The organism is Anabaena catenula FACHB-362, from assembly GCF_014698735.1.
Classification (GTDB): Bacteria; Cyanobacteriota; Cyanobacteriia; order Cyanobacteriales; family Nostocaceae; genus Anabaena; species Anabaena variabilis_A.
In genome coordinates this window covers 152,074-176,990 of sequence record NZ_JACJTQ010000005.1, presented here as the reverse complement: position 1 = coordinate 176,990, position 24,917 = coordinate 152,074, and the positions used below count along the sequence as shown (strand labels likewise).

Here is a 24,917-nt window from a genome sequence, read left to right as displayed (position 1 = left end):
GAATTATTTCAATCTTTCTCCTTCAATGTCACTAAACCATGTATTCCTATTCCTGTAATCACACCTCCTAACAATCCCCACGTAGCATCTGCAAAGACATTAATCCGATGGGCTAAAGCTCGATGATAGGCAAATTGGAGATTTCTATCATTAGCTTTTTCATCCTTTACCAGTTGTTCGGCATAACTTTCAGCTTTAATTAGTGCTGCATAATCTGTGCCAAAATAATAAAGCGATATTAGCAATACTAATAAACCAGGGATCACTAAGGTTAAAATTAGAATTCCTTGGCGTGTCTTCATAATAGAATTATTAGTAATATTAATTACAGCAGATTGCAAGTTTATAAAGTCCAGTAGCAGCAGTTAGCAAACCAATTTTCTAGATGTTTGGGACTGACTAAATCGAGGAAGTTAGGAATAAGAGGATCAACTGTTTTGGTTGTGGTTAGAGAAACTGGCTCAAAAAAGCTTTGAGTTGCTACATCTTGAAGGGATGATAAAGCCCACTACATAGTGTGTTTTGTAGTGGGTGATAGCAGTAACAAACAATGTCATTCTTATCATCTGTTATTTATGTAACTAATTCAATTGTTTGATGTAATAATTGCATTGTTATATTGCGTTTATCGTAAGTCAACCACAAATCAAATTTTTGAAATGACCGAAGAAAAAACACAAACTTGGTATATTGTCAAGCATAAATCTGAAAAATGCGAAATAGTCCCAAGCCAACAAATTGAGGACAACAACCCAGACATTCTTGAAAAATGGGGAAGTTTTAGTAGTCCACAAGAAGCAATTTCTCGGCGTATTGGATTAATTAGGGCTGGAAAATGCCAACCCATTTAATTTTAGATTTTGGATTTTGGATTTTAGATTTTGGATTTAATTCTTATTTATGGTCGTAGTATTTTGAGAAACTTGCTTACCTAAAACTTCCACAGCTTTGGCAAATTGAGGATCTTCTAGAGTAGCGAGTTTATCACGCTCACGTAGCCATAAATCTTGTCTTTGTGCATCTGTCAATTCCACTTTTACATCTGGATCAACACCATGTTTGTTAATATCTTTACCGCTGGGGGTATGGTATTTGGCAATTGTCACCGCTAACCCTGAGCCATCTTCTAGAGGACGCACCGATTGTACCAAGCCCTTACCAAAAGTTTGCGTACCCACTAAAACAGCGCGTTTGTTATCTTGCAAAGCCCCTGAAAGAATTTCACTGGCACTAGCGGAACCTTTATCTACCAACACTACCAAAGGTTTAGTAGTCAAAGCTCGTCCCCTAGCTATTTCCCGTTCTTGCTCACCTTGACGGTCAATAGTGGAAACAATGATACCTTTATCTAGCCACATCCGGGCAATGTCCACACTGGAAAATAGTAAACCACCAGGGTTGCCACGTAAATCTAAAATATAACCAGATACTTTTTTGTCTTCTAACTTGTTAATAGCATCTTTCATTTCCTTGCCAGCATTGGCACTAAACTGGTTCAGACGAATGTAGCCAATATTACCGGCTGGTGTTTGCTTCTGGGAATACTTAACTGGATGGATTTCAATCCGCGCCCTTGTGATATTAAATTGTTTTGTCTGACCATTCCGCAGAATTTTCAGCTTGACGGCGGTTCCTGCTTCACCACGAATCAGAGATACAGCCTGATTAGTGTCCATCCCTTCAGTGCTTTTGCCATCAATTTCTAAAATGATATCCTTAGCCAGAACCCCCATTTTAAAGGCAGGTGTATCCTCAATTGGGGCAATCACAACCAATTTCTTGGTTTTTTCATCCTGACTGATAGTAATACCAATACCCGTGAGTTCTCCAGAAGTATCTACTTGCATACTCTTGAATTCCTCTGGGTCCATAAACCGGGTGTATGGGTCTTCTAGCTTTTTGAGCATTTCCCGAATGGACTTATAAGCTTCCTGCTGATTACTGTAGGACTTGCTTAAGTATTCCTTACGAACAGCCTGCCAATCTACCTGATTGAAAGTGCCGTCTACATATTGACGGTAAACGATGTTCCAAACTTCATCTACCAATTCCTTGGGACTTGCTTTAAATAAAGCCTGACCACGGGAGTGAATGCCAAGACTAGTAACAGCAATTGTAGAGAGCGTTACTGCCGTAGCACCTAAAACAAGTCTACTTTTTGTAATCACCATAATGACAGTTGTGTCAGAGGGAAAATTTATAGTCAGTATGCCCAATCTAACACAGGGTCAGCAATTCAATATTCAAAATGAAGATTTAGTATGACAAAGATCAGGCGACCTTGATGGTCGCCAATTTGAAAATTAAGGGTCTACCCAACGGCCATCAGCCTTAATGAGGTTGATTAATTCCTCTACACCTTGTATTTCTGGGACTTTTTTAATTTCTTCTCGGCCACGGTATAAAGAAATGTAACCAGGGGTTTTGCCGACATAGCCATAGTCAGCATCTGCCATTTCTCCAGGGCCATTCACAATACAACCCATGACGGCAATATCTAACCCTGTTAAGTGTTTGGTGGCTTCCCGGACTGTGTGCAGCACTTCTTCTAAATTAAATAAAGTCCGTCCGCAAGAAGGACAAGCGACATACTCAACCATTGTTTTCCGCAAACCTAACGCTTGCAGAATGCTGTAACAGACAGGAATTTCTTTTTCAGGTGCTTCGGTTAGAGATACACGAATTGTGTCACCAATACCATCAGCCAGTAATGTGGCAATGCCAGCTGTAGATTTAATTCTGCCATATTCACCATCACCGGCTTCTGTCACGCCAAGGTGTAAAGGATAATCCATACCCAAATCATCCATGCGCTTGGCCATTAACCGATAAGCAGCTACCATCACAGGAACCCGTGACGCTTTCATGGAAATTACCAAATTATGAAAGTCCAAAGATTCACAAATGCGAATAAATTCTATGGCAGATTCCACCATGCCTTCTGGGGTGTCACCATAGGTAAATAGCATTCTTTCGGCTAGAGAACCGTGATTTACCCCAATTCTCATCGCCTTACCTTGATCACGCAAGGAAATTACTAGAGGTGATAAGGTTTCGCGGATTTTTTCGCCAATTTCATCAAATTCGTTTTGGGTATATTCAGTGCGATTGGTGTTTGGCTTTTCAAATACATATAACCCTGGATTAATTCGCACTTTTTCAATATGTTTGGCGACTTCTAAGGCGATTTTCATACCGTTGTGATGCACGTCGGCAACAATTGGCACATCACGGTAAGTTTTAATTAATTTCTGTTTAATTTCCGCCAAGGCTTTGGCGTGTCCTAGACTGGGAACTGTAACGCGGACTATTTCGCAGCCTATTTCATGGAGACGACGAATACCCGCTACAGAACCGTCAATATCTAGGGTGTCTTCATTAATCATCGACTGCACCACGACGGGGTAGCCTCCCCCAATGGTGACATCTCCCACTTTTACAGGACGGGTTTTGCGGCGTTTGATAGTGGTGTCAAAGGCAGATTGGCTAGATGTAGTGTTGGTAGTTTCAAGAGTCGGCAGAGTTTGCATAACCTTAACAGGTAGATTTTCTGTAGCTAAAATATCAGATTGCAAGGGGTTCTGCTTCTCAGATTGCCATAGTTGGGGCTGTTTTGGGGGATGATGTGGTTAAAAAGGGGAGAAAGTGCAATCTCTCTCTCTACATATAGAATTTAGGACGGCTTCAAAACTGATAGATTTTGTAGTACTGCTGTCGCCTAGAGATGCTCCAGCATTGTATATGGGGAGATTATTACCAGTAATAGACGATTTTTAGTTAGAATCCCTATGAACTGATAGGAGACCTTCAAAGCAAATGGCAATCTACGCAATATGGAATAATAAAGGTGGTGTTGGTAAGAGTTATCTAACTTTCCAACTAGCATCAGAATATGCACATCAAAATCCTCACAAGAAAGTCTTAGTAGTTGATCTATGTCCCCAAGCAAACTCATCGTCTATGCTTCTCGGTGGTATGGAAGAAGGAGAACGAAGACTTACCCAAATTCACACACAACAACAAAAGCGTACAATTGCTGGATACATTGAAGAGCGCATTCGCAGTCCATACATTTCTCCAAACTCCGGTGCAAAGTACATTACACAGGTTTCACAGTACAACGACAAAGTACCAAGCAATGTATATCTAGTTGTTGGAGATGAGCAGCTCGAAATGCAGTCTTCTAGAGTGTCAGGTGCAACAAATCCAGGACCAGAAGATGCTTGGAGAATTGTTCACCTGTGGATAAGAAATCTAATCACGGATATTCAAAACTCTTGGAATAATGAAGACAACTGTGTTTTTATTGACTGTAATCCAAGTTTTTCAATATATACAGAACTAGCCCTAACAGCCGGTGAGAGACTGTTGATTCCCTTTTCTGCTGACGGTGCTTCAAAGAGAGCGGTAAAAGCAGTTTTAGCGTTAGTATACGGCATCCAAAGACATCTTGGCGATCCTCAATCGGAATTTTACCTTGAATCTAATAAGTCTCGAATGGCTCTGCCTCAGATATATATGTATATTGGTAACAGACTTACACAAATGAATAGTTCATCTGCTTCTGCCTTTAGAACTATTGTTAACGAAATTGGTGAAGAGATATGGAATGTGTGGAAATCAACTCCTCAATCTTTTTGTATTCATCCTAACGGCTCTCCAACACCAATTAGTCAAAAAGCATTTAAGGAAATGTTTCAGTACGAAGTTAATGATGCAAATACGGCCTCAGTTGTTTCTGGCGCATTAGGTATTCCTATTTCATTCTTGATGGCTGGACAAAAGGAAGTAGCTGGAAAAAGAATTACAGTTAATCAATCTCAACTAGACAAACAAGTGCCAAATATAAAAGAACTCGTGCAAAATATTGAATAGTTGAATTTGTAGCGCAATTAAATTTCAGACTTAGTTTAACCTAACACGCCACTTCACCAGACGGACAGATACTAACTTCAGCTTCTTCGTGATAAAGTTAACTTGTCCGTTGGTGAGTTTAGTTGTTTTGATGAGAGAAAAATTCAAAAAAATGTTGAACATTGTTGAAAAATTACAGTTGATATTTATAAATTATTAAATTATTAAATTATTAAATTATTAAAATTTGCTCAAGAATCGCAATATCTATAACAGCTATAAAAACTAAGATTGAAACTAAATCATGAATACCCAAAATACAACCCAACTCCCCATTCCCACACACTTCAAACCCGTAAAAGTCGGTGAAGTCTGGCGCGTACCTTACCAACAACGCGCAGCCGAAGCAGAAACATTTGCAAAACAACAAAACATCCAACCAGCAACATTAGATAAAACTCGCATTTGTCTATTATTAATAGATGTCCAAAACACATTTTGCATTCCCGACTTTGAATTATATGTAGGTGGAGAAACTGGAACTGGTGCAGTTGATGATAATACAAGATTGTGTGAATTTATTTATCGCAACTTGGGCATAATTACAAAAATTATTCCCACCCTAGATACTCATACAGCAATGCAAATATTCCATCCTATTTTTTGGATAAATGCAGATGGAGAACACCCCATACCAGCAGCAACCAACATTACAGCCGCAGATATAGAAAAAGGAATTTGGCAAGTTAACCCAGCAGTTGCCAATAGTGTGACAAATGGGGATTATGAATTATTAAAAAAACAAGCTTTTCATTATGTGAAACAACTCAGTCAAAATGGTAAATACCCGCTTACAGTTTGGCCTTATCATTCCATGTTAGGCGGAATTGGTCATGCTTTAGTTTCATCTGTAGAAGAAGCGATATTTTTTCATAGTATTGCGCGTCAAAGTCAAACCCAATTTGAATTAAAAGGTGAAAATCCTTTAACAGAAAATTATTCTATCTTACGTCCAGAAGTATTAGTAGGTTTTGACGAAAAGCCAATTGCTGAAAAAAACACAAATTTAATTAAACAACTTTTAGAATTTGATGCAGTGATTATTGGTGGACAAGCTAAAAGTCATTGTGTTGCTTGGACAATTGATGATTTATTAACAGAAATAAAACAGGTAGACCCTACCCTGACAAATAAAATCTATCTACTTGAAGATTGCACCTCTCCTGTTGTAGTTCCGGGAGTAGTTGACTACACAGAACAAGCTAACGCGACATTTGCCAGATTTGCAGAAGCGGGAATGCACATCATTAAATCTACCGAGCATATTTTTATTTAACGCAGAAAAACACAAAATTTACTGAGCCAATCTCAGCGAATCTCAGCGTTGACCTCAGCGTCCCTCTGCGTTGTTAAAAATCCTCAAATAATCTTTTGGATCTTTTGCTTCCCAACCCAGAGAACCATTTGAACGCATTTCAAAATGTAGATGAGGTTCTCTAGAAGTCGGTTGTCCTGTAGCTCCTACAGTTCCCAGTAAGTCACCTTTTTTGACATTTTGACCCAAAGTGACATTTATCGTCTCAAGTTGGGCGTAACGGCTTTGATATCCACCAAGGTGATTAATAATTACCAACTTGCCATAACTATTTTGGTCTTTAGCAAATACTACAATACCTGGTGCGATCGCTTGCACAGGAGTACCCACTGGCGCTACCAAGTCTACACCACTATGAAAAAAAACTTCCTTGGTTATGGGGTTGATTTGCCAGCCATAAGGTAAAGCTACAGTTGTTGCACTCGATAAGGGATAGCCAGCTATTGTTGCAGATGGTGCAGTTTGTGCAGGGGAAGCAGCAATAATACGATTAGAAGACCCAGTTACACCAGGAACAACCGGAACAAAAACAACTCTAGGATTTTGTTGACAACCATTAATCTCAAACAGAGTATCTGGACGGACTTTGTACTTTATCGCAACTTGTCGCCAAGTTTGAGTGGGGGGTATTTCTACTACAATCCCATTGAAGGGAGGAATCTGAAGTTCAGTACCAACCCTCACAGTCCCGTTGTTGATAAATGGATTCATGCCGATAATTGTTGCTGGCATGAGCTTGTAGCCCTGGGCTATGCCCTCTAAAGTCTCACCACGAGACACTTGATGGCGTTGAATGCGAGATAGGGCAGGAGTTGAACAGCTTGGTGCAGCATTAGCGCTTTGTGGTTGTGGCATTGTGGATATTAACCCCAAAGCGCTAACTAAGCTATACAAAAACATTGAACGATAGGGAAAAGTCATGTCAACAAGTTCAGAGAGCGCTAATTCTAGATTTTAGTTGGGGAATCTTAAAGATAGGATATTTTTTTGCTTAACTCCAAATTAAGTAGATCGGCGCAAAAACCAAACTATGTAAAAAATATGAACTAGGCTAAAACCCTCTTTCCCCCTGTACCCTGCCCCTGCCTGATCCCAACGAAAAATATTTACGCCAGCCTACTTATCTCCCCGCAATATCTCTCTGCCCCCTGCCCCCTTTCTTCTTTTTTGACTACACTTAGAAATTAGTAACTGTCTTGCTGTGAGCGCAATTATTCTTAATTAATTAATATGAAGTTATCTGTGAAGCAAGTAGCCGTTTATCTGTTTTTAGTAGTAATGGGCGGTGGTTTTGGTGTATTTGGTAGTCGATATCTTTTGCCACACAATCCCTCATTTCTAGAGTTAAACAATGTCACAGCGGCTTTACCTCCAGAATCCGTTATGCCTGATCCTACCGAAGGAGTGGGGAATTCTATTGGTAGCAATAATGTAAATTTTATTGCCACTGCTGTGCAGAAAGTAGGGCCAGCAGTTGTGCGAATTAATGCGACTCGCAAAGTGGCAAATCCGATTTCTGAAGCTTTAAAAAATCCTGTATGGCGGCGTTTCTTTGGGGAGGACGAAAAACCAATTCCCGAAGAAAGAATTGAGCGAGGTACTGGCTCAGGATTTATTTTGAGCGAAAATGGGGAATTACTAACCAATGCTCATGTAGTAGCAGAGACAGATACTGTACAAGTTACCCTCAAAGATGGTCGGACTTTTGAGGGGAAAGTGGTAGGAGTTGATACTGTAACAGATGTAGCAGTGGTGAAAATTCCGGCTGATAAATTGCCGACAGTGAAGTTAGGTAATTCACAAAACTTAATTCCTGGTCAATGGGCGATCGCCATCGGTAATCCTTTAGGTTTAGATAATACTGTCACTATCGGCATTATTAGCGCCACAGATCGCACCAGCGCCCAAGTCGGTGTTCCCGATAAGCGTGTTAGTTTTATCCAAACTGATGCCGCCATTAACCCAGGTAACTCTGGCGGACCCCTCTTAAATGCCCAAGGTGAAGTCATCGGCGTTAATACTGCTATCCGCGCCGACGCTCAAGGACTTGGTTTCGCTATCCCCATAGAAACCGCCGCCCGGATTGCTAATGAGCTATTTACCAAAGGAAAAGCAGATCATCCCTTTTTGGGAGTGGAAATGACAGACCTTTCTCCTGCCAAAAAACAACAGTTGAATCAAGTCAACAAACTCAACATTCAGCCAGATGTTGGTGTTGTCATTAAGGAAGTTTTGAAAAATTCTCCAGCAGAAAAGGGAGGATTACTTCCTGGAGACGTGATTCAAAAAATTAACGGTAAAGTAGTGAAAATTACAGCCCAAGTACAGAAGATTGTTGAGTCAAGTACAGTGGGTGACATTCTAGAAATCGAAGTCAACCGCAAGGGAAAAACTCAAACCTTCAAAGTCCTATCAGGAACTTATCCGCCCCAGTAATTAATAGTACAGACGTGATGGATCGCGCCTGTACTCTTGACTATTGATTAGACAAATGCTCTAATTGCATTCGTTGTTCCATTTGGCGCAAGAAATACCCAGTCATCATTGCTGATGCTAACAGCCCTGCTAGGTTATCCCGGTCTGTAGTAATTTGTACATTAAAACTTTCTCCTGGGAGCATTCCCACTAGCCCTTGGACGTTTTGGGAAATGATTTGTTTAATTTCCGGGCTGACAGACTGGGCTACACGGGCTAGGACTTCGGGAGACTGATGCTGCAAATATTTGAGTAACTGATTCGGATTTTCCCCAAACTGATCGTTCAAAAGCTGATTAGGGTGTTGCTCAGAGTTGTCATTCAAAAAGTCAGGATCAAACACCATTGGCAATTTTTTTTAGCTTAGTTGCTAATTCTACTCTAAACCATTGTCAAGGGATAGTGCATTCTTATAAAGTTGCAACGCACCGGCTGAGATTACAAGTTGAGATCAAAGAAAGCCAGGAACAATTAAAAAAAGCCGTTCAATATGCTGTAGAAACAAGGGGTAAAGAAAGGTTACAGACACTCTACGGGCTTAAAAGTAGTTAAGAATATTGTTATTGTAGAGTTTTACCACCAACCAGAACATCAAATTTTGTATTTAGGATGACAAAGTATTTGATGTTTTATACTTGATTTTAATTGTGAAGTATATGCTATGGCAATCCTAAATAATTCGTGAGCAAATCTGTTGCTTATTTCTAGCTTGTCTATTTTCTGTATCAGTACGAGTGTAGCAATGCTAAAATCCTACATCACAAATCAGATAGGACTGCTATATGCAAATTCAACTCACAAGTATTGAATTTAGCTGAAGTAAAAGCAAAATGATGACAACTTCTCTAGGTAGCTACAGGTTGTTTCAGAAACTACATCCACTGTCCCTGTTGGCACAACTCAGCACTCGACGAGTGACAGGATGCTTAAATGTATTCACCAATAGAGTTTCTTGGTCAATCTATTTACAAGAAGGTAAACTAACTTATGCTACTTATTCCGTTAAAGTGTTTGAGCGTCTTGAAAGTCACCTACAACGCTTAAATCAGCAAATTCCTACTTTTGACAATGCAACTTATGAACAGATGGGGCTGATTTCCCAAGCCCCGAATGAATCTCAGCTCATAGCAAATGCAGATTATCATGCTATTTGCTGGCTAGTTCAACAAGAGTATATTACTTCTGCACAAGCTGGAATGCTGATAGAAGAATTAGCGAAAGAAGTGCTGGAGTCATTTCTTTGTTTAAAAGAAGGTAACTATAAACTTAATTCCGATAATTCTTGGGATGAACTACCAAAGTTCTGTCATTTAGATTTGCAATTAATCGTAGAACATTGTCAAAAGCAGTTACGCTACCGTCAGAATATCAAACCAGTAATGTCATCTAATAGCAGTTTACCAACTCAGACATTACCGGAAACCCAGCTTGAGGAAAAATCATCGAAATCACTCAAAATTTCCCTTTCTGAACAGAAAAATCACAAAAATACGCAGTCGTCTCTTAGTAAAAGCTATTATACAATTGCCTGTATAGATGATAGCCAAGCAGTTTTGAATTCTCTTAGGCATTTTTTGGATGAACAAACATTTGCAGTAGTCTTGATTAATGACCCAATTAAAGCTTTAATGCAAATTATCAGGAGTAAACCTGACTTAATTTTGTTAGATGTAGAAATGCCAAATTTAGATGGTTATGAACTCTGCTCATTATTACGGAGGCATTCAGCATTTAAAAATACACCCATTATTATGGTGACGGCAAGAACAGGCTTTATTGACAAAGCAAAAGCGAAGATCGTTAGGTCATCCGGCTATTTAACCAAGCCTTTTACGAGAGCAGATTTGCTAAAAATGGTGTCTAAACACATCAGCTAATTGAATAATTGCCAGTCAAATAGACAAATTATTAATACTGGCAATAGAGAGTTTGATAGGATTTATCATGAACTTTAATTATGGAGTTTAAATTTACTAATGATGATTTCGATTATTTGCCATAGGAATCAAACCAATAAAATGATATTAATAATTCAAGATGCTATCAATAAGCTAAACATCTTCAATATTTAACCAATTCAATATATGGCAAATTCAAAAATAAACCTGTATTATCGACCAACTCAAAGCTCATCAGGAGACAGCTATCTTAAATTTCAATTGAATCAACAAACTACGGCAGTTTTATCAATTAATCATACCCAAGAGGCAATTATTATCCCAGTTGAATCTGTGACTGCCATGCCTAATATGCCTGCCTGTATCTTAGGATTAATGAATTGGCGCAGTCGGATTATTTGGGTAATTGATCTGCCAAAAATGTTTAACTTAGAATGCCTAGATCATCGGCTCAGACAGTATAATATCATCGTTATCAAAGTAGAATCATTGCTTTTAGGCTTAGTTGTGCAAGAAATTAAAGGTACAACTAAATTGATGTCAGATGATATTCATTCTCCTGTGGGACAAGTGGCATCTAGTTTGGTTCCTTATCTATGTGGCTGTGTAGAACAAAAAGAAGAAACTTTACTTGTATTGGACGCACATAATATTGTAAATTATGGTAATAATCGTAGTGATTAACTAATCACAAAAACTCGCTATTTACTGTTATTTTTAATAACGCCAGGGGAATTATTTCATGTTTAATAAAACCAAGACTACTCAAAGTGGTGATCCTCAAAGTAAAGCATCTATAATGGCATCATCAAAAGTCAGTGATTCTAGAAACGAAATTGCTAGTAAATCTGATGCCCAAAAAACTCACAATTATTCTGGCAATTATGCAATTAAATATTTGCAGCAACTTAAATTAAGCACAAAAGCAATATTTTTTGCACTTGCTATTGGTACATTACCAGTCATGGGAATGGGAATAATCGCCTATAGCTTTGGCAGCAAATCAATTACTAAGCAAATTATCATAAATCAAGAAAATGAAGTAATTAGTTTCAGCGATACTATTAATCGTTTTATGTTGGCAAGGTATGGAGATATTCAGATCCTCTCTAATCTGCCATTTTTGACGAATGCTCTAGTGAGTAAAAGCACTGCTATTCCCCAAAAACAGGCACTATTCAACCGCTTCGTTACAGCCTATAAAGCCTATGACAGTGTAGCAGTATTGGATCTCAATGGGCGAGTAATTTTGCAAAATCAAGGTAAATTCATACAACAGGAAAGAAACCAAAAATATTTTCAAGAGGTTTTGCAAAAAAACGCTGTTGTTATTAGTCAACCAGAAAAGTTAGAAAATATCGGTTTAGTAATTTATATAGCTGCACCAGTTAAAGAAGCAGCCACGGGCAAAACTATCGCTATAGTGCGAACCCGAATGCCTTTAAAAAAATTAGAAGAATTCATTAAAAATTACGTAACCAATAGTAATAACTATTCTTTAGTTGATACTTCAGGGAAAGTATTTCTCAGTCCAAAGTCAGATTTATTGGGGCAAGAGGCTACAGTAATATATCCTAGTTTAGCGAACCTGCTGGCTAGGCAAAATGTCAATGATTTAACAGGAGTTCAGACAATTAATCAAAAGCCAGAAATAATCAGTTATTTGCCATTGAGAAAAATAGCAGGTTTACCGCAACTCAACTGGCAGGTAATTAGGGCTGAAGATGCCGAAATAGCTGTTGAGCCGCAAAGACAATTTCTGATTTTTATTGCTAATAGAACAGCACTGATAGCATTATTGATGACATTACTAGTGGCTTGGTTAGCCAAGGGAATGACAAAGCCAAATTTAGATAAATCTGCGGTAGTCGCAATGCGGGCTGAAGACGAAATCAAGATTCCTGTGGAGATTTCCAGAGAGAATGAATTACCCGTTTCTGTCAAAGAGTTGGAAATTAAGGCTCATAGAGAATCTATCTCAGAGCCGGAATGGCAACAAAAAGACACACTACACCTACAACTTCTGAAGTTACTTACCGAGGTAGAAAGTGCTGCTCAGGGAGATTTGACAGTACAAGCTGATGTCACATCAGGAGAAGTTGGTACTGTTGCTAATGCTTTCAACTCAATTGTCAAAAGCTTGCGGGATATCGTCACCCAAGTCAAACAGACTGCTACGCAAGTCAACACAACCCTTGGCTCCAATCAAGATGCTATCCAACACTTAGCAACGGAAGCACTGACACAAGCTTCTGAAATCAATCGCACCTTAGAAGCAGTTGAGCAAATGACTAGCTCCATGCAAGCTGTAGCTGATGACGCTCAACAAGTTACTGCCATTACTAATCATGCTAACCACACCGCTACCAAAAGTGGAAAAGCGATGGATTTGACAGTAAAAAATATTTTGTCTTTGCAAGAAACAGTGGGCGAAACTGCTAAGAAAGTCAGGCATTTGGGAGAATCTTCTCAACAAATTTCCCGTGTTGTGTCTTTAATTAACCAAATTGCCATGCAAACTAATTTGTTGGCAATTAATGCAGGTATTGAAGCCGCGCGGGCTGGGGAAGAAGGTCAAGGTTTTGCTGTAGTTGCGGAAGAAGTCGGGGAATTAGCGGCTCGGAGTGCGGCAGCTACCCAAGAAATCGAGCAAATTGTTGAAAAAATTCAACGAGAAACCAGCGAAGTAGTGCAGGCCATGGAGATAGGAACTACTCAGGTCATTGAAAGTACCCAAATTGTCGAAGATGCCAAACAGAGTTTGAGTGAAATTTTAGATGTGTCGCAGCAAATAGATACTTTGGTGCAGTCAATTTCTACAGCTACTGTTTCTCAGGTACAAACATCGCAAATTGTGAGCCGATTGATGAAAGATATTGCTGCTATTTGCCAACATACCAGCGATTCTTCTCACCAAGTTTCTGAATCTCTACAAAAAACTGTGGAGATTTCCCAACATTTGCAAAAGACTGTCGAGACTTTTAAAGTCAATTAAGTCAGTCATTAATTACCAGTGGTATCAATTCCTAAGGGAGTATCCCAATTTTGCAAACACACAAAATAAACATCTGAAAAATATCTTCTACCTTCTTCCTTTGCGCTCTTCTCTTCGAGACACTTCGTGAACGCGTCTTTGCGGTTCGTTTATTTCATGCCTTGTATTAAGTTGGAAGCTTAGATAAAAAATAAACTTACACATTTGGGATGCTCCCATTCCTAAATTGTCAATTTCAAATCCAAAATTGAATGACTGAGGACTAATGATTTATGACGAATGATAAAGAACTGGAAATCCAGATGCAGTTTTTGGAAGAGGCAACTGATTATCTCAATACATTAGAAAGTATATTGCTAGAAATCGACACTAGTAAACACATCGAGTTAGATAAGATTAATGCTGCAATGCGAGCCGCTCATTCTATTAAAGGTGGCGCGGCGATGATGGGGTTTCGGGTGTTGAGTGATTTGGCTCATCGGTTGGAAGATTCTTTTAAGGTTTTAAAAACTAGTAAAAATTCTCTAGAAATTGACACTCATTTACAGAGTTTATTGTTATCTGGTGTTGATTGGCTGCGGCAAATTGTGGACTTGTTATCACAGAGAAAAGCTCTAGATGATAAGTGGTTAAAAACCTTTTGCTATCCAATTTTTGATGAATTACATCAGCGTTTGGGCGACCCATCTCCAGAGGATATTACAACCATGCTATCCCCAGAAGATGGACAGGGAATTATCCCTTTATTGTTTGAGACCGAGGTAGAAGAGTATTTACAGCGCCTAGAATCTCTGTTAGCAAATAGTTCTCAACTGGAGTTACACCAAGAAGTGGGGCTAATGGCTGCGGAGTTGGGTGGTTTGGGAGAAATGCTTCAGTTAACTGCTTTTACTCAGCTTTGTGAATCAGTCAATCATCACTTAGAAACTGCTCCAGAGCGGGTTGTAGAAATTTCCCAGTTAGCATTGCAAGCATGGCGGCGATCGCAAGCTTTAGTGTTGACAAATCAACGAAATAGCTTACCAAGAGATATTCATCTGAGTGCAGTCAGGGATACTCAAGAGCAGGTTTCTACCTCGGACATAGTCCCAATTAATGAAAATCTATTGGTAGCAGAGGGACTGACTACTGATTTTGGCTCATTAGAGATAGAGTTACCTCCAGAAATTAATGCTGTGGAGTTTCCTGAACAAAACATAGCATTTACTCAAGAAATTCCATCTTCAGATTATCAACAAATTGAACGCAAAGGTGATATCGTCACTGTTTCTAAAGATAAAGAAATTCATGAAAATACAGTGCGAGTTCCTAGTAAGCAACTAGAGGAGATTAACGATTTATTTGGAGAAATAATTATCCAGCGAAATGGACTAAATTTACAACTAGAAAGATTACGCAAACTGGTTTTTGGTCTGAGCCAAAGAGTGCAAATTCTTGACCAAGAACATCAAGAAGTGCGTTTAGCATATGAAAAAATTATTACGCAAACTTTGTCTTCTGGGTTATCCGCATCAGAAGAGTCAGAAGCTAATCACCAGACACCGACAACAGAGTCAGGTATTAATGGTTTGGAGGTAGATCACTATCAGAAATTAAACCTGCTGTCTCAGGAGGTGATGGAAACTATTGTTCAGGTAGCAGAAGTTACAAGTGATATTCAACTCAGTGTTGATGATACAGATCAAATTGCGCGGAAGCTAAATAAGACATCCAAGCAAGCCCAGAGAAAGTTAACACAAGTGAGGATGCGTCCTTTATCTGATTTGGTAGAGCGTTTTCCCAGAGCAATTCGTGATTTAAATGTTGAGTATGGCAAAAATGTGCAGTTAAATATTGAAGGTGGGAAAACTTTAATTGAACGCAGTATTTTAGAGGCTTTGAATGAGCCGTTAATGCATTTGTTACGTAATGCTTTTGATCATGGAATTGAAGATCCGGTTACCCGTCGCGCTCAAGGGAAGCCAGAACAAGGATTAATTGAAATTAGAGGCTATCACCGGAGCGATCGCACTATCATTACTATGCGTGATGATGGTAGAGGCATTTCTCTAGAAAAAATCCGCCAGCGCGCTATAACAATGGGTTTGGATACAGCCTTAATCGCTGGTGCTAGTGATGAGGAACTACTATCACTGATTTTTGAACCTGGATTTACAACTTCTGATCAAGTCACAACTTTATCAGGACGCGGTGTGGGGATGGATGTAGTCCGCAATAATCTGACAATGGTGCGGGGTGATATTAAAGTTGACACACAGCCAGGAATCGGTACGACCTTTACTTTATCAGTACCCTTTACATTGTCAGTCGCACGAGTATTATTGGTAGAGATTGATACTGGCAGCCGACGACACCAACGCATGGTTTTAGCAGTTCCTACAGATGTAGTTGCGGAAATATTTTTACTGCAAAACGACCAGGTTTTCTCAATGGATGGTGGGGAATTTCTCAACTGGCAAGATACTATGTTACCTTTAATGCGTTTGGGTAATTACTTTGAGTTTAATTGTTCCCACTACAATAGTTTAGACATAGAAAGTCCAACAGGCATTAATGCCAGTAGCGTATTAATAGTCAAAAACGATCATCAACCAGTAGCTGTGCAAGTAGACCGTTGCTGGGGTGAACAAGAAGTGGCGATTCGCCAAGTAGAAGGGAATATACCTTTACCCGACGGTTTTAGCAACTGCACAATTCTTGGTGATGGTCGGGTAGTACCACTGGTAAATACCAACGAATTAGTATCTTGGATTACGACTAATCAACGACCTCACAGAAGTAATAAATTACCTACAACTCGATTAAAAACGGCTTTTCTCAAACCACAAAAAGATAAACCCATAGCTAGACCGGCTCACCAAAAAGGCATGATTTTAATTGTCGATGACTCGATTAATGTCCGCCGTTATTTAGCTCTAACTTTAGAAAAAGGAGGGTATCAAGTTGAACAAGCTAAAGATGGTCAAGATGCTTGGGAAAAGTTAGAAAGTGGCTTAAAAGTCCAAGCTGTAATTTGTGATATTGAAATGCCGCGTCTTGATGGTTATAGCTTTTTAGATCGTGTCAAATCCAACACTGATTTAAAAAATATTCCTGTGGCTATGTTGACTTCTCGTAGTAGTAATAAACATCGCAAAATGGCAATGCAATTAGGTGCGCGAGCTTATTTTTCTAAACCTTATAATGAGCAAGATTTGTTAAGAACTTTGGAAGATATGATTTTTATGATGGCAGAAACAACATCATCGAATAATTGAATAAATCACAATATAGAATCTTTAACGGGGGCATAGAAAGCCCCTCGTTAATCGCTTACACAATTCCTTGATTTGTGATGTACAGCAAGAAAGATGGAACCGCAGATAGAAGAAGATAGACGCAGATAAATTTGTACCTCAGTAGATTAGCCGAATCAAACTAATTTTAAGCGGGTTGTTCGCTTCTGCTTGTATCAGAACTGGATTGTTCACTAGGTGCTTGCTCCTTTTTATCTTTTTGTTGTTCAGTAGCTTGTTGCACTTGTTGCAGGTGAATGTTATTTACTTGGGTAATAAATTGTTCCACAGATTGACTTATCCGTTGTTGTTGTTCAGATTCATCCGTGACATCATAACAACGATAAGCTGGTGTAATTCCTAAGATAAACTTCTCTTGTTCTGCTTCTAACAACTCAACAATTGTGTTAGCAGCAACCGCATTCTTCTGAAAAGGAAAAGAAGTGACTATACTGGCGACAATAGAAGCCAGAGCCGGACAGATTACTGGTAGCCACTTCAGCCAAGCTTGTCCTGCTTCTAATTTATCTACCAACACTAAAATTGGTGTGACACCGGACAAAATAACAGTAGAAATTTGCAAAACGTAGTAAAGATTTCTTGCCCAATTTCTAATGTTTTTATAATCATTAATCAAATCTTGGCAATACTCTAAAGCCTTGGCTCTAGCAGGAATGATTGTATTATTTTCCAAGGAATTACTATGAGTTAATAAAGAGGTGTAAATTTCCGCTTTTTTTTCAAAATCAATCTTTTTTGCTTCTTTATTGGCATTATTAACTGAGCTTCTATTGAGTAAAAACAAAAAGATTGCAATAGCTAAAGCTGCTGAACCAGCTAGTAGATATTCATGATTACTGGAATCGAAATAAATGATGATAGCAGCACTGATAAAAACAGCCGCTAATAAATAATCAATCAGCTTTAAGAACAACAACATTTTTTCACCTGGCTAAGATAACAGATTAGACGTACAGGCAATTTCCGTTTGGATACTCAAAATTCGCTATTTTTCCGGTGGTCTTTGCCTGTTACTCCCTGAAAAATTGGGTGAAAAGACTGTAAAAGGTCATTTTCACAAACAATAAAGTATATTACACTAAAGTAGTATTTAATACAAGTTTATTATGTTAACTCCTCTCCAAACCTCTCACTAACCCTCTAAACATTGAGAAAAAACACAATTAAGATAATACTAAGGGTAAGAGCAAAGATTAACGCATATTCAAATCTACGATTTAAAAATCCAACAACAGCAATTAATCCCAGTAACAGAATAGAGATACCAACATATTGTTCTTTTTGCAAACCTCGATCAATTAATGAATCTTGAGGTGGTGAACCTTGAGCGGGTGTTTCTTGAACTTGAATATTCTTAGTTTTTATTGGTAAGTATTTAGGAGTTAAATTCATATATAGTAATATAGTAATCCGGTTTGATTTATGAATTTATTTGTGTGGGCAGGGAACAGGGAACAGAGAAGAAGAGTATAGCAGTTATAAGTTTATCGAAAAACTTTAAAGCTTCTTCCCTTGCAGGAGAGAGGTTTTTAGGTAAACTTCATGACTTTTCAAACATACTCTCAGATTTGTCTAATTATTTGTCAAACAAGAATCGACCTCATCCCGCGTCTCTCTATTATTCCTAAAGATAAATTTTTAGCCTAATAATATATCACTTTTGATAAAAATAGCCTAATTCAATTCAGTCGATAGGGAGAGGAGGAAAATTGAATAAAACTTTACGATAGGTCATAGGAATTAAGAATTTCTATTTCTATAATATTTTTGAGGAAAGATATAATGGGTCTTTACAAATTACAAGAGTTTGATCCTAATTACCACGATGCCTTTGAAGGTAAAGATATTAAAGGATTCGCAGTTTACAGCGAAGGAACTGACGAAAAGATTGGTAATGTTAATGATGTTTTAGTTGACGATGAAGGTCATTTTCGCTATTTAGTAGTTGACTTAGGGTTCTGGATTTTCGGTAAGAAAGTATTGCTACCCATTGGTCGCACTCGCATTGAGTATAATACCGATCGTGTATACGCCATTGCTTTAACAAGAGAGCAAGCGGAAAATCTACCAGAGTACAACGAACGTCTAACGACAGATTATGACTATGAAGAACGGGTACGTGGAGTATATCGCAATCCTCAGTACCGCACCGCACCTGTAGAAGCTTCATCTCCTGTCGAATCACCAATACCTGTAGATTCATCACCAGGAGTCGCAACAACCACTACATCAACTTATAACCGCGATACCTACAGCTACGAACATGAGCCTGATTTGTTCAATTTAAATGAGCAAGATCATCAGACTCTGAGATTGTATGAAGAAAGGCTCATCGCCAATAAACAACGCCGCAAAACAGGCGAAGTCACAGTTGGTAAGCACGTAGAAACTGACACGGCACGAGTATCAGTACCAGTACAAAGAGAACACGTAGTTATTGAACGTGTAACACCGGACGATGCTGGTAGGACTGTTTCTGCTCGTGAAGCTGACTTCCGCGAAGGTGAAGTTACTCGCATGGAAATTTACGAAGAAACACCTGAAATTCGCAAAGAAGCATTTGTCCGAGAAGAAGTTAGAGTTAAAAAAGTTGTAGAACAAGATAACGTTGAAACTCAAGAAACTGTGCGTCGTGAAGAGTTAGATGTAAGTTCTCCTAATCTACCGATTGAAGAACGATAACCGGTTTTGAAAAAATGGCAATTATTTCCCTCAGTCTATCTGTAAGGCTGAGGTGACACTAACTTAGCCCGCGTAGGCGGGCTAACTAATTTTATTGAAGAAAAAAAAGAAATCTTAAATCGGCTGACATTAACACAGAACCATCATAAATAAAGTATATGCCTGAATATTTAAGCTCGGAAACAATAAACGACCATAAGCTAGAAACAAATACCTCTGTCAATTCAGAATATTCAGTAGTGGTTGAGGAAAAAATTATCTCTCTCCTAGAAGAAAAATTGGTTGTTAATAACCGCAAGCAGAAAGTGGGAGAGGTGATTATTCGTAAAGAAATTGAAACTTACATGATACAAGTTCCTGTCCGCCGGGAAAAGTTGATTATTGAACAAGTTAGCCCCGAACATAAACAACTAGCAGAAATTGATTTAAGTCAAGGGGAAATTTCCGGTGTGGAGTTAACCATAGGAGAAATACCGCAATTTACAAGTTTTGACAGCAATTTCATGGTCAGTGGTGAGTTGAGTTCCCCAAAAATTGCTAGTTTACTTTTAAATGCGATCGCGCTAGAGCAAAATCATGGATGCCAGAAGATAAAATTGGCAATTATTCTAGAAAATGAGTCCCAACAGCAAAAGTATCAAGAATGGTTTAACCGCTGTTCTCAAAGTCAACAACCAAAGTTTTCATAGTAGTTAATTTTAGGGTGGGTAATTCCCACCTTTTTTTATGAACTACGAATTACGAGGTGTATATCTTTTCCGATTATATATGGCAAAACCTAAAACCAAAAATGTTAACAATCCTGCCAAATATAAAGGATATCCATAGGTTAGAGGATTAGATTGTTTGACAATCACTCCCGCAATTACAGGGCCAATACCATTAGAAATACTTAAATAAGAAGCATTCAGACCCAATGCAGTTCCCTGATCTTGTGGTTGGGCATTCAGAGAAATTAACGTGCTAATCATGGGTTGGACTAAAGAATTAAATATTGAAAACATGATACTGATAATTACAAAATAAGTAATATTAGGCCAAATTGGCATCAAAGCAAATGAAAAACTCCGAAAAAACAACCCTAAAAATAATATTTTAACTACATCAATTTTCTTACTCATCATAGACACTCCCCAGGTTTGCATAATCACACCTAGGATGCCAAATAATAAAAATAACAATGTTAAAGACTTACTATTTTGACCTAATACTTGAATAAAGTAAGGCTGGAAAGCATAGGTAAACATAGTAAAAGTTGTTCCTGTTAAAAAATTAATGAAGAGCAAAATACCAACTCCCGGCATTGCCAAACCTTTAATTAAATTTCCTAAGCCTAAATCAAAAATATTCTTGGATTTGGTAGCCTGATTTTGCAGAGTTTCTGGTAAGAAGAAGATTGTCACTAACAGAGCTACAAACGCCACTCCACCAGAAGCTAAAAAAGCAGCCCCCAAAGAAAACTGTTGTGCTAACAAGCTAGTAGCTGGCCCTAGGACAAAGCCTAAACCCATTGCAGCCCCATAAATTCCAAAGGCTTGAGCGCGATTTTTGGGACTGGTGATATCAGAAATTACCGCTTGGGCCACAGAAGCATTCCCGCCGGTGATACCATCTAAAAATCGGGCGAAAAAAAGCAGTCCCGCAGTTGTTGCAGTTCCAGCTATGGAGTTAGCGATGACTGTTCCCGCTAAACTGATTATTAGTAAAGGCTTACGTCCAAAACGGTCGGATAATTTACCAATGACAGGAGTTGCAAAAAATTGAGCGATAGAGTAGATAGAAAATAATAAACTGGTTTGAAAATCATTCAGACCAAATTGTTTGCCATAAAGATAGATAATGGGAATTAAAATTGTAAAACTCAGGGAGTTCACAAAGGCAATTAAAGCAATAATCCAAAAATTGCGATTCATCAAGAATAAATAACCACCAGGTTTGTGCTTTATAGCTGCATTCATCTTTTGCCATACTACCATTCATCATGCTTTTGGTTACTCCCCATGAAATTTCGATTGCAGAGACAGTCCAGGAAGCAAAAAAAAGGTATAATTCCCCGAGTTCATATCAAGATTCACAATGGACAATTTGAGATCATGGGTATGGGTGCATGGCATTCTTACTGGCGTGATCCTTACCATTTGCTCCTCACGATTCCCTGGCTTGGTTTTTTGCTCTTAATTTGTATTTTTTATGTAGCTATTAATGCTTTCTTTGCTTTCGCTTACTGGTTAGGAGGAGACTGTATTGCTAATGCTCAACCAGGTTCTTTTTCAGATGCCTTTTTCTTCAGTGTGCAAACTTTGGCATCTATTGGCTATGGTGCAATGTATCCAAAAACAACTTATGCCAATATCATTGTCACCATTGAAGCCATGATTGGTGTGGTGGGAATTGCTGTGATGACAGGATTAGCCTTTGCCCGTTTCTCTCGACCTACTGCCCGTGTGATATTTAGCCGTGTAGCTGTTATTACGTCCCATGAAGGATTACCCACGCTGACATTTCGTACCGCTAACCAGCGCCGGAACATGATTTTAGAAGCACAGATGCGGATGTATTTAATGCGCGACGAAATCACAGTAGAAGGATATTCCATCCGTCGGATTTATGATCTCAAACTTTTACGTAATCAGACACCTAATTTCTCTTTATCCTGGCTAGTAATGCATATTATTGATGAGTCTAGTCCTCTCTATGGAATGACAGCAGAATCTCTAACTCACACCAATTCTTTATTGATGGTTTCTGTTAGTGGTATTGATGAAACAGTGGCACAGGTTGTTCATGCTCGTTATAGTTATAGTGCAAATCAGATTTTATGGAATCACAGATTTGTTGATATTATGCACCACACATCTGATGGACATCGCTATGTTGACTACAATCATTTTCATGATGTCTTACCTGTAGATAAAGTGGGTTGATATTTTGTGAAACGATGCATTTAGATTGAATCTTGGAACTCCAGTCAATCTACTTAACATTAATGGGCGTTGCTGAATTGAAGTATGAAATTGAAAAATCAACGATTTCAAACTCTTACTCTCTGCGCGACGGACACTTTGCTCAAGTCGGGAAACCCGCCCACGCAAGTGTCCTCCTCTGCGTGAAACAAAATCATACTCTTAATCAGCAACGCCAATTAATGAATCCCCTTAAATCGCTCCTTCGCACCCTCAAATGCATCTTGCATAACTGCTTGAATCTTCTGGGGATCAGGTTTTTTCCCACCCATTAAATCACCAAAATAAACACAAGCACCTTCACCTAAAGCCCAGGTATAAGCACCTGCCCAAGATGCAGCAATTACGCTGCCAAAACCAGGGATAAATTTAATTAACTCTCTTGCTACGGCTTGAGCTACAAAACCACCAGCGATCGCACTCACAATACCCCCAGCTTGAGATGGTGTCAAGGTTTGCCCATATAATTTACCCAATAATCCCACCATTGATACTTGCAAAGCTGTTAAAACAGGCATGGTTGCAAAAGGCAAAGGCACTGCTGCTAAAGTAGCTGCCATAATCGAAAAAGGTAAAATATAACGTCTTCCTGCATCCCGATAAATATTACCTAATTTCTCCCCTGCTTGTTTATCTAATAATTGATAAATTGCTTTTGATTCTGCTTCAGGTAAGAGTTCCGCTAAATTATCTCGCAGTCCTTCTAAACCATAAAATACAGGACTATAACCATCTTCTTCTAAAGTAAAATCAATCAAAACTACATTATTATATAAACCTACAAAATTCTCTTTTATTTGGGTAAATGCTCGATTCAATTCTGCAAAATCTGGAGGATAATGAGGATGATCCTCTGTTGTCGGTGGGTAAATTTCATGTAAGCAAGTCACCACCAATAAACAGGGAATATTTGGATATTGTTGACGCAATTTTTGAGCTATTTGTCGCAGAGTATCAGTTGCGAAATCATTAATTTTCACAGTCAGAATTAAGACTCTAGCCCCTGTAGCCTCTGTTTGTAAATCACCAATTAACTCTTGAATAATTGTCTCGGTATCTTGATTTACATCTCCTAGTCCCACCGTATCCGTAAAAACTAGCAAGGGCAAATCACTGGAAGGATAAGCATAGCGTTGGGTATTTTGGGTGTGAGGACGAAAACCCTGTCCGATAATTTCCGCAGAAACTCCCGTTAAACCCCGGACAATAGAGCTTTTACCCGCTTGGGGTTTTCCTAACAGCAGCGCTTCTGTAGTGGGTAATTCAGCGCGAATGGTCTCTAAAATTTCGGCTACTTGGGCATCACTGACAGTAAACCATTGTCCTATGGTCTGTGTTACTTGGTCTACGGGTAGGAGTTGGATTAATCTGGCTGTGGTTTTGTTGACAACACCAGAAATGCGGTTTTTCCAAGAATCATTTTCCGACTTGGGTTTAATTTCATCAGTCGGTGTCTGCAATGAGTCTGTGTTGGGTTGTTCAGTCATTGGTGTAATTTCATCTTGCCACCATTTCTAGTATAGCTGTGCTGTTAAATTTCACTAGAATCAATCCCCCTGGGGACAATCATCCCAGAGAGTTGTAGTCTCTCGCAAACTCTGATGAGTACCATTCCCTAAAATCAAATGGTCTAATAAGGGAATACTTAAAAGTTCTGCACCTGCTAATAATTGCCGGGTTAATTCTATATCGGCTTCACTAGGTTCTAAATTACCAGAAGGGTGATTATGTGCTACTATAGCTCGCGTTGCACCATGACGAATTACTTCCCGAAAAATGTCACGGGGAGAAGCTAAAGTTTCCGTCGCAGTCCCAATAGTAATTACCTTTGTTCCCAGAAACTTATTTTTCACATCTAATAAGACTACCGCAAAACGTTCTTGATTTTGCCACATCAAGTCTTGACTAAGCGTTGCAGCCGCAGCAAGGGGACTGTCAATTACTGTTCCATCTGAGGGACGAGATAAAAAAGCACGTTTGCCTAATTCAATTGCTGCGAGAATTGTTGTGGCTTTTGCCGGCCCCACACCAGGAATTGCCATCAACTCAGCTGGTGTAACTTCCCTTAAAGCTGCTAAAGGGTCACGCTGATGTTTACCTAACTCTTGTAGTATATACTGCCCCAAGCCGACTGCGGAAAGTTTACCCGGCCCTTGTCCAGTACCCAGCAAAATAGCGATTAATTCAGCAGTGGCTAAGATTTTTGCACCATGTGTCATTAATCGCTCACGTGGACGCTCATTTTCGGGTAAGTCGGCAATTCTGAGGCAATAAGTCATACCAATTAGGGATTTGAGATTGGGAATAATTGGGTAGAGCTATATTTATTTATCTCTTATGTGCTTGACCAATTATCCCTGTTTGCAAAATCTTTAATTT

The 24,917-nt window shown here is 38.9% G+C and carries 21 protein-coding genes; 11 read left to right on the top strand and 10 right to left on the bottom strand.

Annotation, left to right across the window (positions count from 1 at the left end; translation table 11 throughout):
* Positions 1-8: 8 nt before the first annotated feature.
* Positions 9-302 carry a hypothetical protein gene (locus tag H6G68_RS06045; protein ID WP_127055194.1) on the bottom strand — a complete coding sequence of 98 codons (294 nt, stop codon included), beginning with the start codon at positions 300-302 and terminating at the stop codon, positions 9-11.
* A gap of 357 nt (positions 303-659) precedes the next feature.
* On the opposite strand from H6G68_RS06045, the gene H6G68_RS06040 reads away from it, so the two are divergent.
* The gene (locus tag H6G68_RS06040; RefSeq protein ID WP_190905824.1) at positions 660-851 is read left to right on the top strand and encodes a DDE transposase family protein; all 192 of its coding nucleotides are present in this window, start codon (positions 660-662) and stop codon (positions 849-851) included.
* A gap of 36 nt (positions 852-887) precedes the next feature.
* On the opposite strand, the gene ctpC is transcribed toward H6G68_RS06040, so the two are convergent.
* Both ctpC and ispG read right to left on the bottom strand, forming a co-directional pair.
* Entirely contained in the window at positions 888-2,171 is a 1,284-nt protein-coding gene (ctpC, locus tag H6G68_RS06035) for a carboxyl-terminal processing protease CtpC (protein ID WP_190905823.1), read from the bottom strand.
* A 132-nt stretch (positions 2,172-2,303) separates the two neighbouring features.
* Positions 2,304-3,530: a (E)-4-hydroxy-3-methylbut-2-enyl-diphosphate synthase gene (gene ispG, locus H6G68_RS06030; RefSeq protein ID WP_190905854.1), complete on the bottom strand. Its 1,227-nt coding sequence runs from the start codon at positions 3,528-3,530 to the stop codon at positions 2,304-2,306.
* Between the two features lie 286 nt (positions 3,531-3,816).
* On the opposite strand from ispG, the gene H6G68_RS06025 reads away from it, so the two are divergent.
* Together H6G68_RS06025 and H6G68_RS06020 are read left to right on the top strand one after the other, a co-directional pair.
* A complete protein-coding gene (locus H6G68_RS06025) occupies positions 3,817-4,875 on the top strand; it encodes a ParA family protein (protein ID WP_190905822.1) in 1,059 nt (352 codons plus the stop codon).
* 283 nt (positions 4,876-5,158) lie between these two features.
* A complete protein-coding gene (locus H6G68_RS06020; protein WP_190905821.1) occupies positions 5,159-6,190 on the top strand; it encodes a cysteine hydrolase family protein in 1,032 nt (343 codons plus the stop codon).
* A gap of 54 nt (positions 6,191-6,244) precedes the next feature.
* On the opposite strand, the gene H6G68_RS06015 is transcribed toward H6G68_RS06020, so the two are convergent.
* Positions 6,245-7,150 carry a LysM peptidoglycan-binding domain-containing M23 family metallopeptidase gene (locus H6G68_RS06015; RefSeq protein WP_190905820.1) on the bottom strand — a complete coding sequence of 302 codons (906 nt, stop codon included), beginning with the start codon at positions 7,148-7,150 and terminating at the stop codon, positions 6,245-6,247.
* 309 nt (positions 7,151-7,459) lie between these two features.
* Between H6G68_RS06015 and H6G68_RS06010 the strand changes: the two genes are divergently transcribed.
* Complete coding sequence (locus H6G68_RS06010) at positions 7,460-8,665, top strand: HhoA/HhoB/HtrA family serine endopeptidase (RefSeq protein ID WP_190905819.1); 1,206 nt, start codon at positions 7,460-7,462, stop codon at positions 8,663-8,665.
* 40 nt (positions 8,666-8,705) lie between these two features.
* On the opposite strand, the gene H6G68_RS06005 is transcribed toward H6G68_RS06010, so the two are convergent.
* On the bottom strand, positions 8,706-9,050 hold the full coding sequence (locus H6G68_RS06005) for a DUF760 domain-containing protein (protein ID WP_190905818.1): 345 nt from the start codon (positions 9,048-9,050) through the stop codon (positions 8,706-8,708).
* A gap of 484 nt (positions 9,051-9,534) precedes the next feature.
* On the opposite strand from H6G68_RS06005, the gene H6G68_RS06000 reads away from it, so the two are divergent.
* The 4 genes from H6G68_RS06000 to H6G68_RS05985 all read left to right on the top strand — a co-directional run bounded on the left by H6G68_RS06000 (position 9,535) and on the right by H6G68_RS05985 (position 16,854).
* Complete coding sequence (locus H6G68_RS06000) at positions 9,535-10,581, top strand: response regulator (RefSeq protein WP_190905817.1); 1,047 nt, start codon at positions 9,535-9,537, stop codon at positions 10,579-10,581.
* A gap of 207 nt (positions 10,582-10,788) precedes the next feature.
* Positions 10,789-11,286, top strand: coding sequence for a chemotaxis protein CheW (locus tag H6G68_RS05995; protein WP_190905816.1), 498 nt, complete (start codon positions 10,789-10,791; stop codon positions 11,284-11,286).
* A gap of 58 nt (positions 11,287-11,344) precedes the next feature.
* A complete protein-coding gene (locus tag H6G68_RS05990; protein ID WP_190905815.1) occupies positions 11,345-13,597 on the top strand; it encodes a methyl-accepting chemotaxis protein in 2,253 nt (750 codons plus the stop codon).
* A 272-nt stretch (positions 13,598-13,869) separates the two neighbouring features.
* On the top strand, positions 13,870-16,854 hold the full coding sequence (locus tag H6G68_RS05985) for a hybrid sensor histidine kinase/response regulator (RefSeq protein WP_190905814.1): 2,985 nt from the start codon (positions 13,870-13,872) through the stop codon (positions 16,852-16,854).
* Positions 16,855-17,020: 166 nt separating this feature from the next.
* Here H6G68_RS05985 and H6G68_RS05980 read toward each other — a convergent pair whose 3' ends face one another.
* Both H6G68_RS05980 and H6G68_RS05975 read right to left on the bottom strand, forming a co-directional pair.
* Entirely contained in the window at positions 17,021-17,812 is a 792-nt protein-coding gene (locus H6G68_RS05980) for a DUF4231 domain-containing protein (RefSeq protein WP_190905813.1), read from the bottom strand.
* Positions 17,813-18,033: 221 nt separating this feature from the next.
* Positions 18,034-18,285 carry a hypothetical protein gene (locus H6G68_RS05975; protein ID WP_190905812.1) on the bottom strand — a complete coding sequence of 84 codons (252 nt, stop codon included), beginning with the start codon at positions 18,283-18,285 and terminating at the stop codon, positions 18,034-18,036.
* A 390-nt stretch (positions 18,286-18,675) separates the two neighbouring features.
* Between H6G68_RS05975 and H6G68_RS05970 the strand changes: the two genes are divergently transcribed.
* Positions 18,676-19,575 carry a DUF2382 domain-containing protein gene (locus H6G68_RS05970; RefSeq protein WP_190905811.1) on the top strand — a complete coding sequence of 300 codons (900 nt, stop codon included), beginning with the start codon at positions 18,676-18,678 and terminating at the stop codon, positions 19,573-19,575.
* A gap of 158 nt (positions 19,576-19,733) precedes the next feature.
* Positions 19,734-20,264 carry a DUF2382 domain-containing protein gene (locus H6G68_RS05965; RefSeq protein WP_190905810.1) on the top strand — a complete coding sequence of 177 codons (531 nt, stop codon included), beginning with the start codon at positions 19,734-19,736 and terminating at the stop codon, positions 20,262-20,264.
* A gap of 42 nt (positions 20,265-20,306) precedes the next feature.
* On the opposite strand, the gene H6G68_RS05960 is transcribed toward H6G68_RS05965, so the two are convergent.
* Complete coding sequence (locus tag H6G68_RS05960; protein WP_242045149.1) at positions 20,307-21,551, bottom strand: MFS transporter; 1,245 nt, start codon at positions 21,549-21,551, stop codon at positions 20,307-20,309.
* Between the two features lie 24 nt (positions 21,552-21,575).
* Between H6G68_RS05960 and H6G68_RS05955 the strand changes: the two genes are divergently transcribed.
* Positions 21,576-22,499 (top strand): ion channel, encoded by a 924-nt coding sequence (locus H6G68_RS05955; RefSeq protein WP_190905809.1) that lies wholly within the window; start codon positions 21,576-21,578, stop codon positions 22,497-22,499.
* Positions 22,500-22,717: 218 nt separating this feature from the next.
* Here H6G68_RS05955 and H6G68_RS05950 read toward each other — a convergent pair whose 3' ends face one another.
* On the bottom strand, positions 22,718-24,025 hold the full coding sequence (locus tag H6G68_RS05950) for a YcjF family protein (RefSeq protein WP_190905808.1): 1,308 nt from the start codon (positions 24,023-24,025) through the stop codon (positions 22,718-22,720).
* 60 nt (positions 24,026-24,085) lie between these two features.
* A complete protein-coding gene (gene radC, locus H6G68_RS05945) occupies positions 24,086-24,817 on the bottom strand; it encodes a RadC family protein (RefSeq protein ID WP_127055250.1) in 732 nt (243 codons plus the stop codon).
* Positions 24,818-24,917 lie beyond the last annotated feature (100 nt).

Bases quoted from the DNA above. Each gene is read 5' to 3' on its own strand.
- H6G68_RS05955 (WP_190905809.1), top strand. From the start codon at position 21,576: ATGAAATTTCGATTGCAGAGACAGTCCAGGAAGCAAAAAAAAGGTATA.
- H6G68_RS06040 (WP_190905824.1), top strand. From the start codon at position 660: ATGACCGAAGAAAAAACACAAACTTGGTATATTGTCAAGCATAAATCT.
- H6G68_RS06020 (WP_190905821.1), top strand. From the start codon at position 5,159: ATGAATACCCAAAATACAACCCAACTCCCCATTCCCACACACTTCAAA.
- H6G68_RS06005 (WP_190905818.1), bottom strand. From the start codon at position 9,050: ATGGTGTTTGATCCTGACTTTTTGAATGACAACTCTGAGCAACACCCT.
- H6G68_RS06025 (WP_190905822.1), top strand. From the start codon at position 3,817: ATGGCAATCTACGCAATATGGAATAATAAAGGTGGTGTTGGTAAGAGT.
- H6G68_RS05990 (WP_190905815.1), top strand. From the start codon at position 11,345: ATGTTTAATAAAACCAAGACTACTCAAAGTGGTGATCCTCAAAGTAAA.
- H6G68_RS06015 (WP_190905820.1), bottom strand. From the start codon at position 7,150: ATGACTTTTCCCTATCGTTCAATGTTTTTGTATAGCTTAGTTAGCGCT.
- H6G68_RS05985 (WP_190905814.1), top strand. From the start codon at position 13,870: ATGACGAATGATAAAGAACTGGAAATCCAGATGCAGTTTTTGGAAGAG.
- H6G68_RS06000 (WP_190905817.1), top strand. From the start codon at position 9,535: ATGATGACAACTTCTCTAGGTAGCTACAGGTTGTTTCAGAAACTACAT.
- ispG (WP_190905854.1), bottom strand. From the start codon at position 3,530: ATGCAAACTCTGCCGACTCTTGAAACTACCAACACTACATCTAGCCAA.
- H6G68_RS06045 (WP_127055194.1), bottom strand. From the start codon at position 302: ATGAAGACACGCCAAGGAATTCTAATTTTAACCTTAGTGATCCCTGGT.
- H6G68_RS05965 (WP_190905810.1), top strand. From the start codon at position 19,734: ATGCCTGAATATTTAAGCTCGGAAACAATAAACGACCATAAGCTAGAA.
- H6G68_RS05975 (WP_190905812.1), bottom strand. From the start codon at position 18,285: ATGAATTTAACTCCTAAATACTTACCAATAAAAACTAAGAATATTCAA.
- H6G68_RS05980 (WP_190905813.1), bottom strand. From the start codon at position 17,812: ATGTTGTTGTTCTTAAAGCTGATTGATTATTTATTAGCGGCTGTTTTT.
- ctpC (WP_190905823.1), bottom strand. From the start codon at position 2,171: ATGGTGATTACAAAAAGTAGACTTGTTTTAGGTGCTACGGCAGTAACG.
- radC (WP_127055250.1), bottom strand. From the start codon at position 24,817: ATGACTTATTGCCTCAGAATTGCCGACTTACCCGAAAATGAGCGTCCA.
- H6G68_RS05960 (WP_242045149.1), bottom strand. From the start codon at position 21,551: ATGGTAGTATGGCAAAAGATGAATGCAGCTATAAAGCACAAACCTGGT.
- H6G68_RS06010 (WP_190905819.1), top strand. From the start codon at position 7,460: ATGAAGTTATCTGTGAAGCAAGTAGCCGTTTATCTGTTTTTAGTAGTA.
- H6G68_RS05950 (WP_190905808.1), bottom strand. From the start codon at position 24,025: ATGACTGAACAACCCAACACAGACTCATTGCAGACACCGACTGATGAA.
- H6G68_RS05995 (WP_190905816.1), top strand. From the start codon at position 10,789: ATGGCAAATTCAAAAATAAACCTGTATTATCGACCAACTCAAAGCTCA.
- H6G68_RS05970 (WP_190905811.1), top strand. From the start codon at position 18,676: ATGGGTCTTTACAAATTACAAGAGTTTGATCCTAATTACCACGATGCC.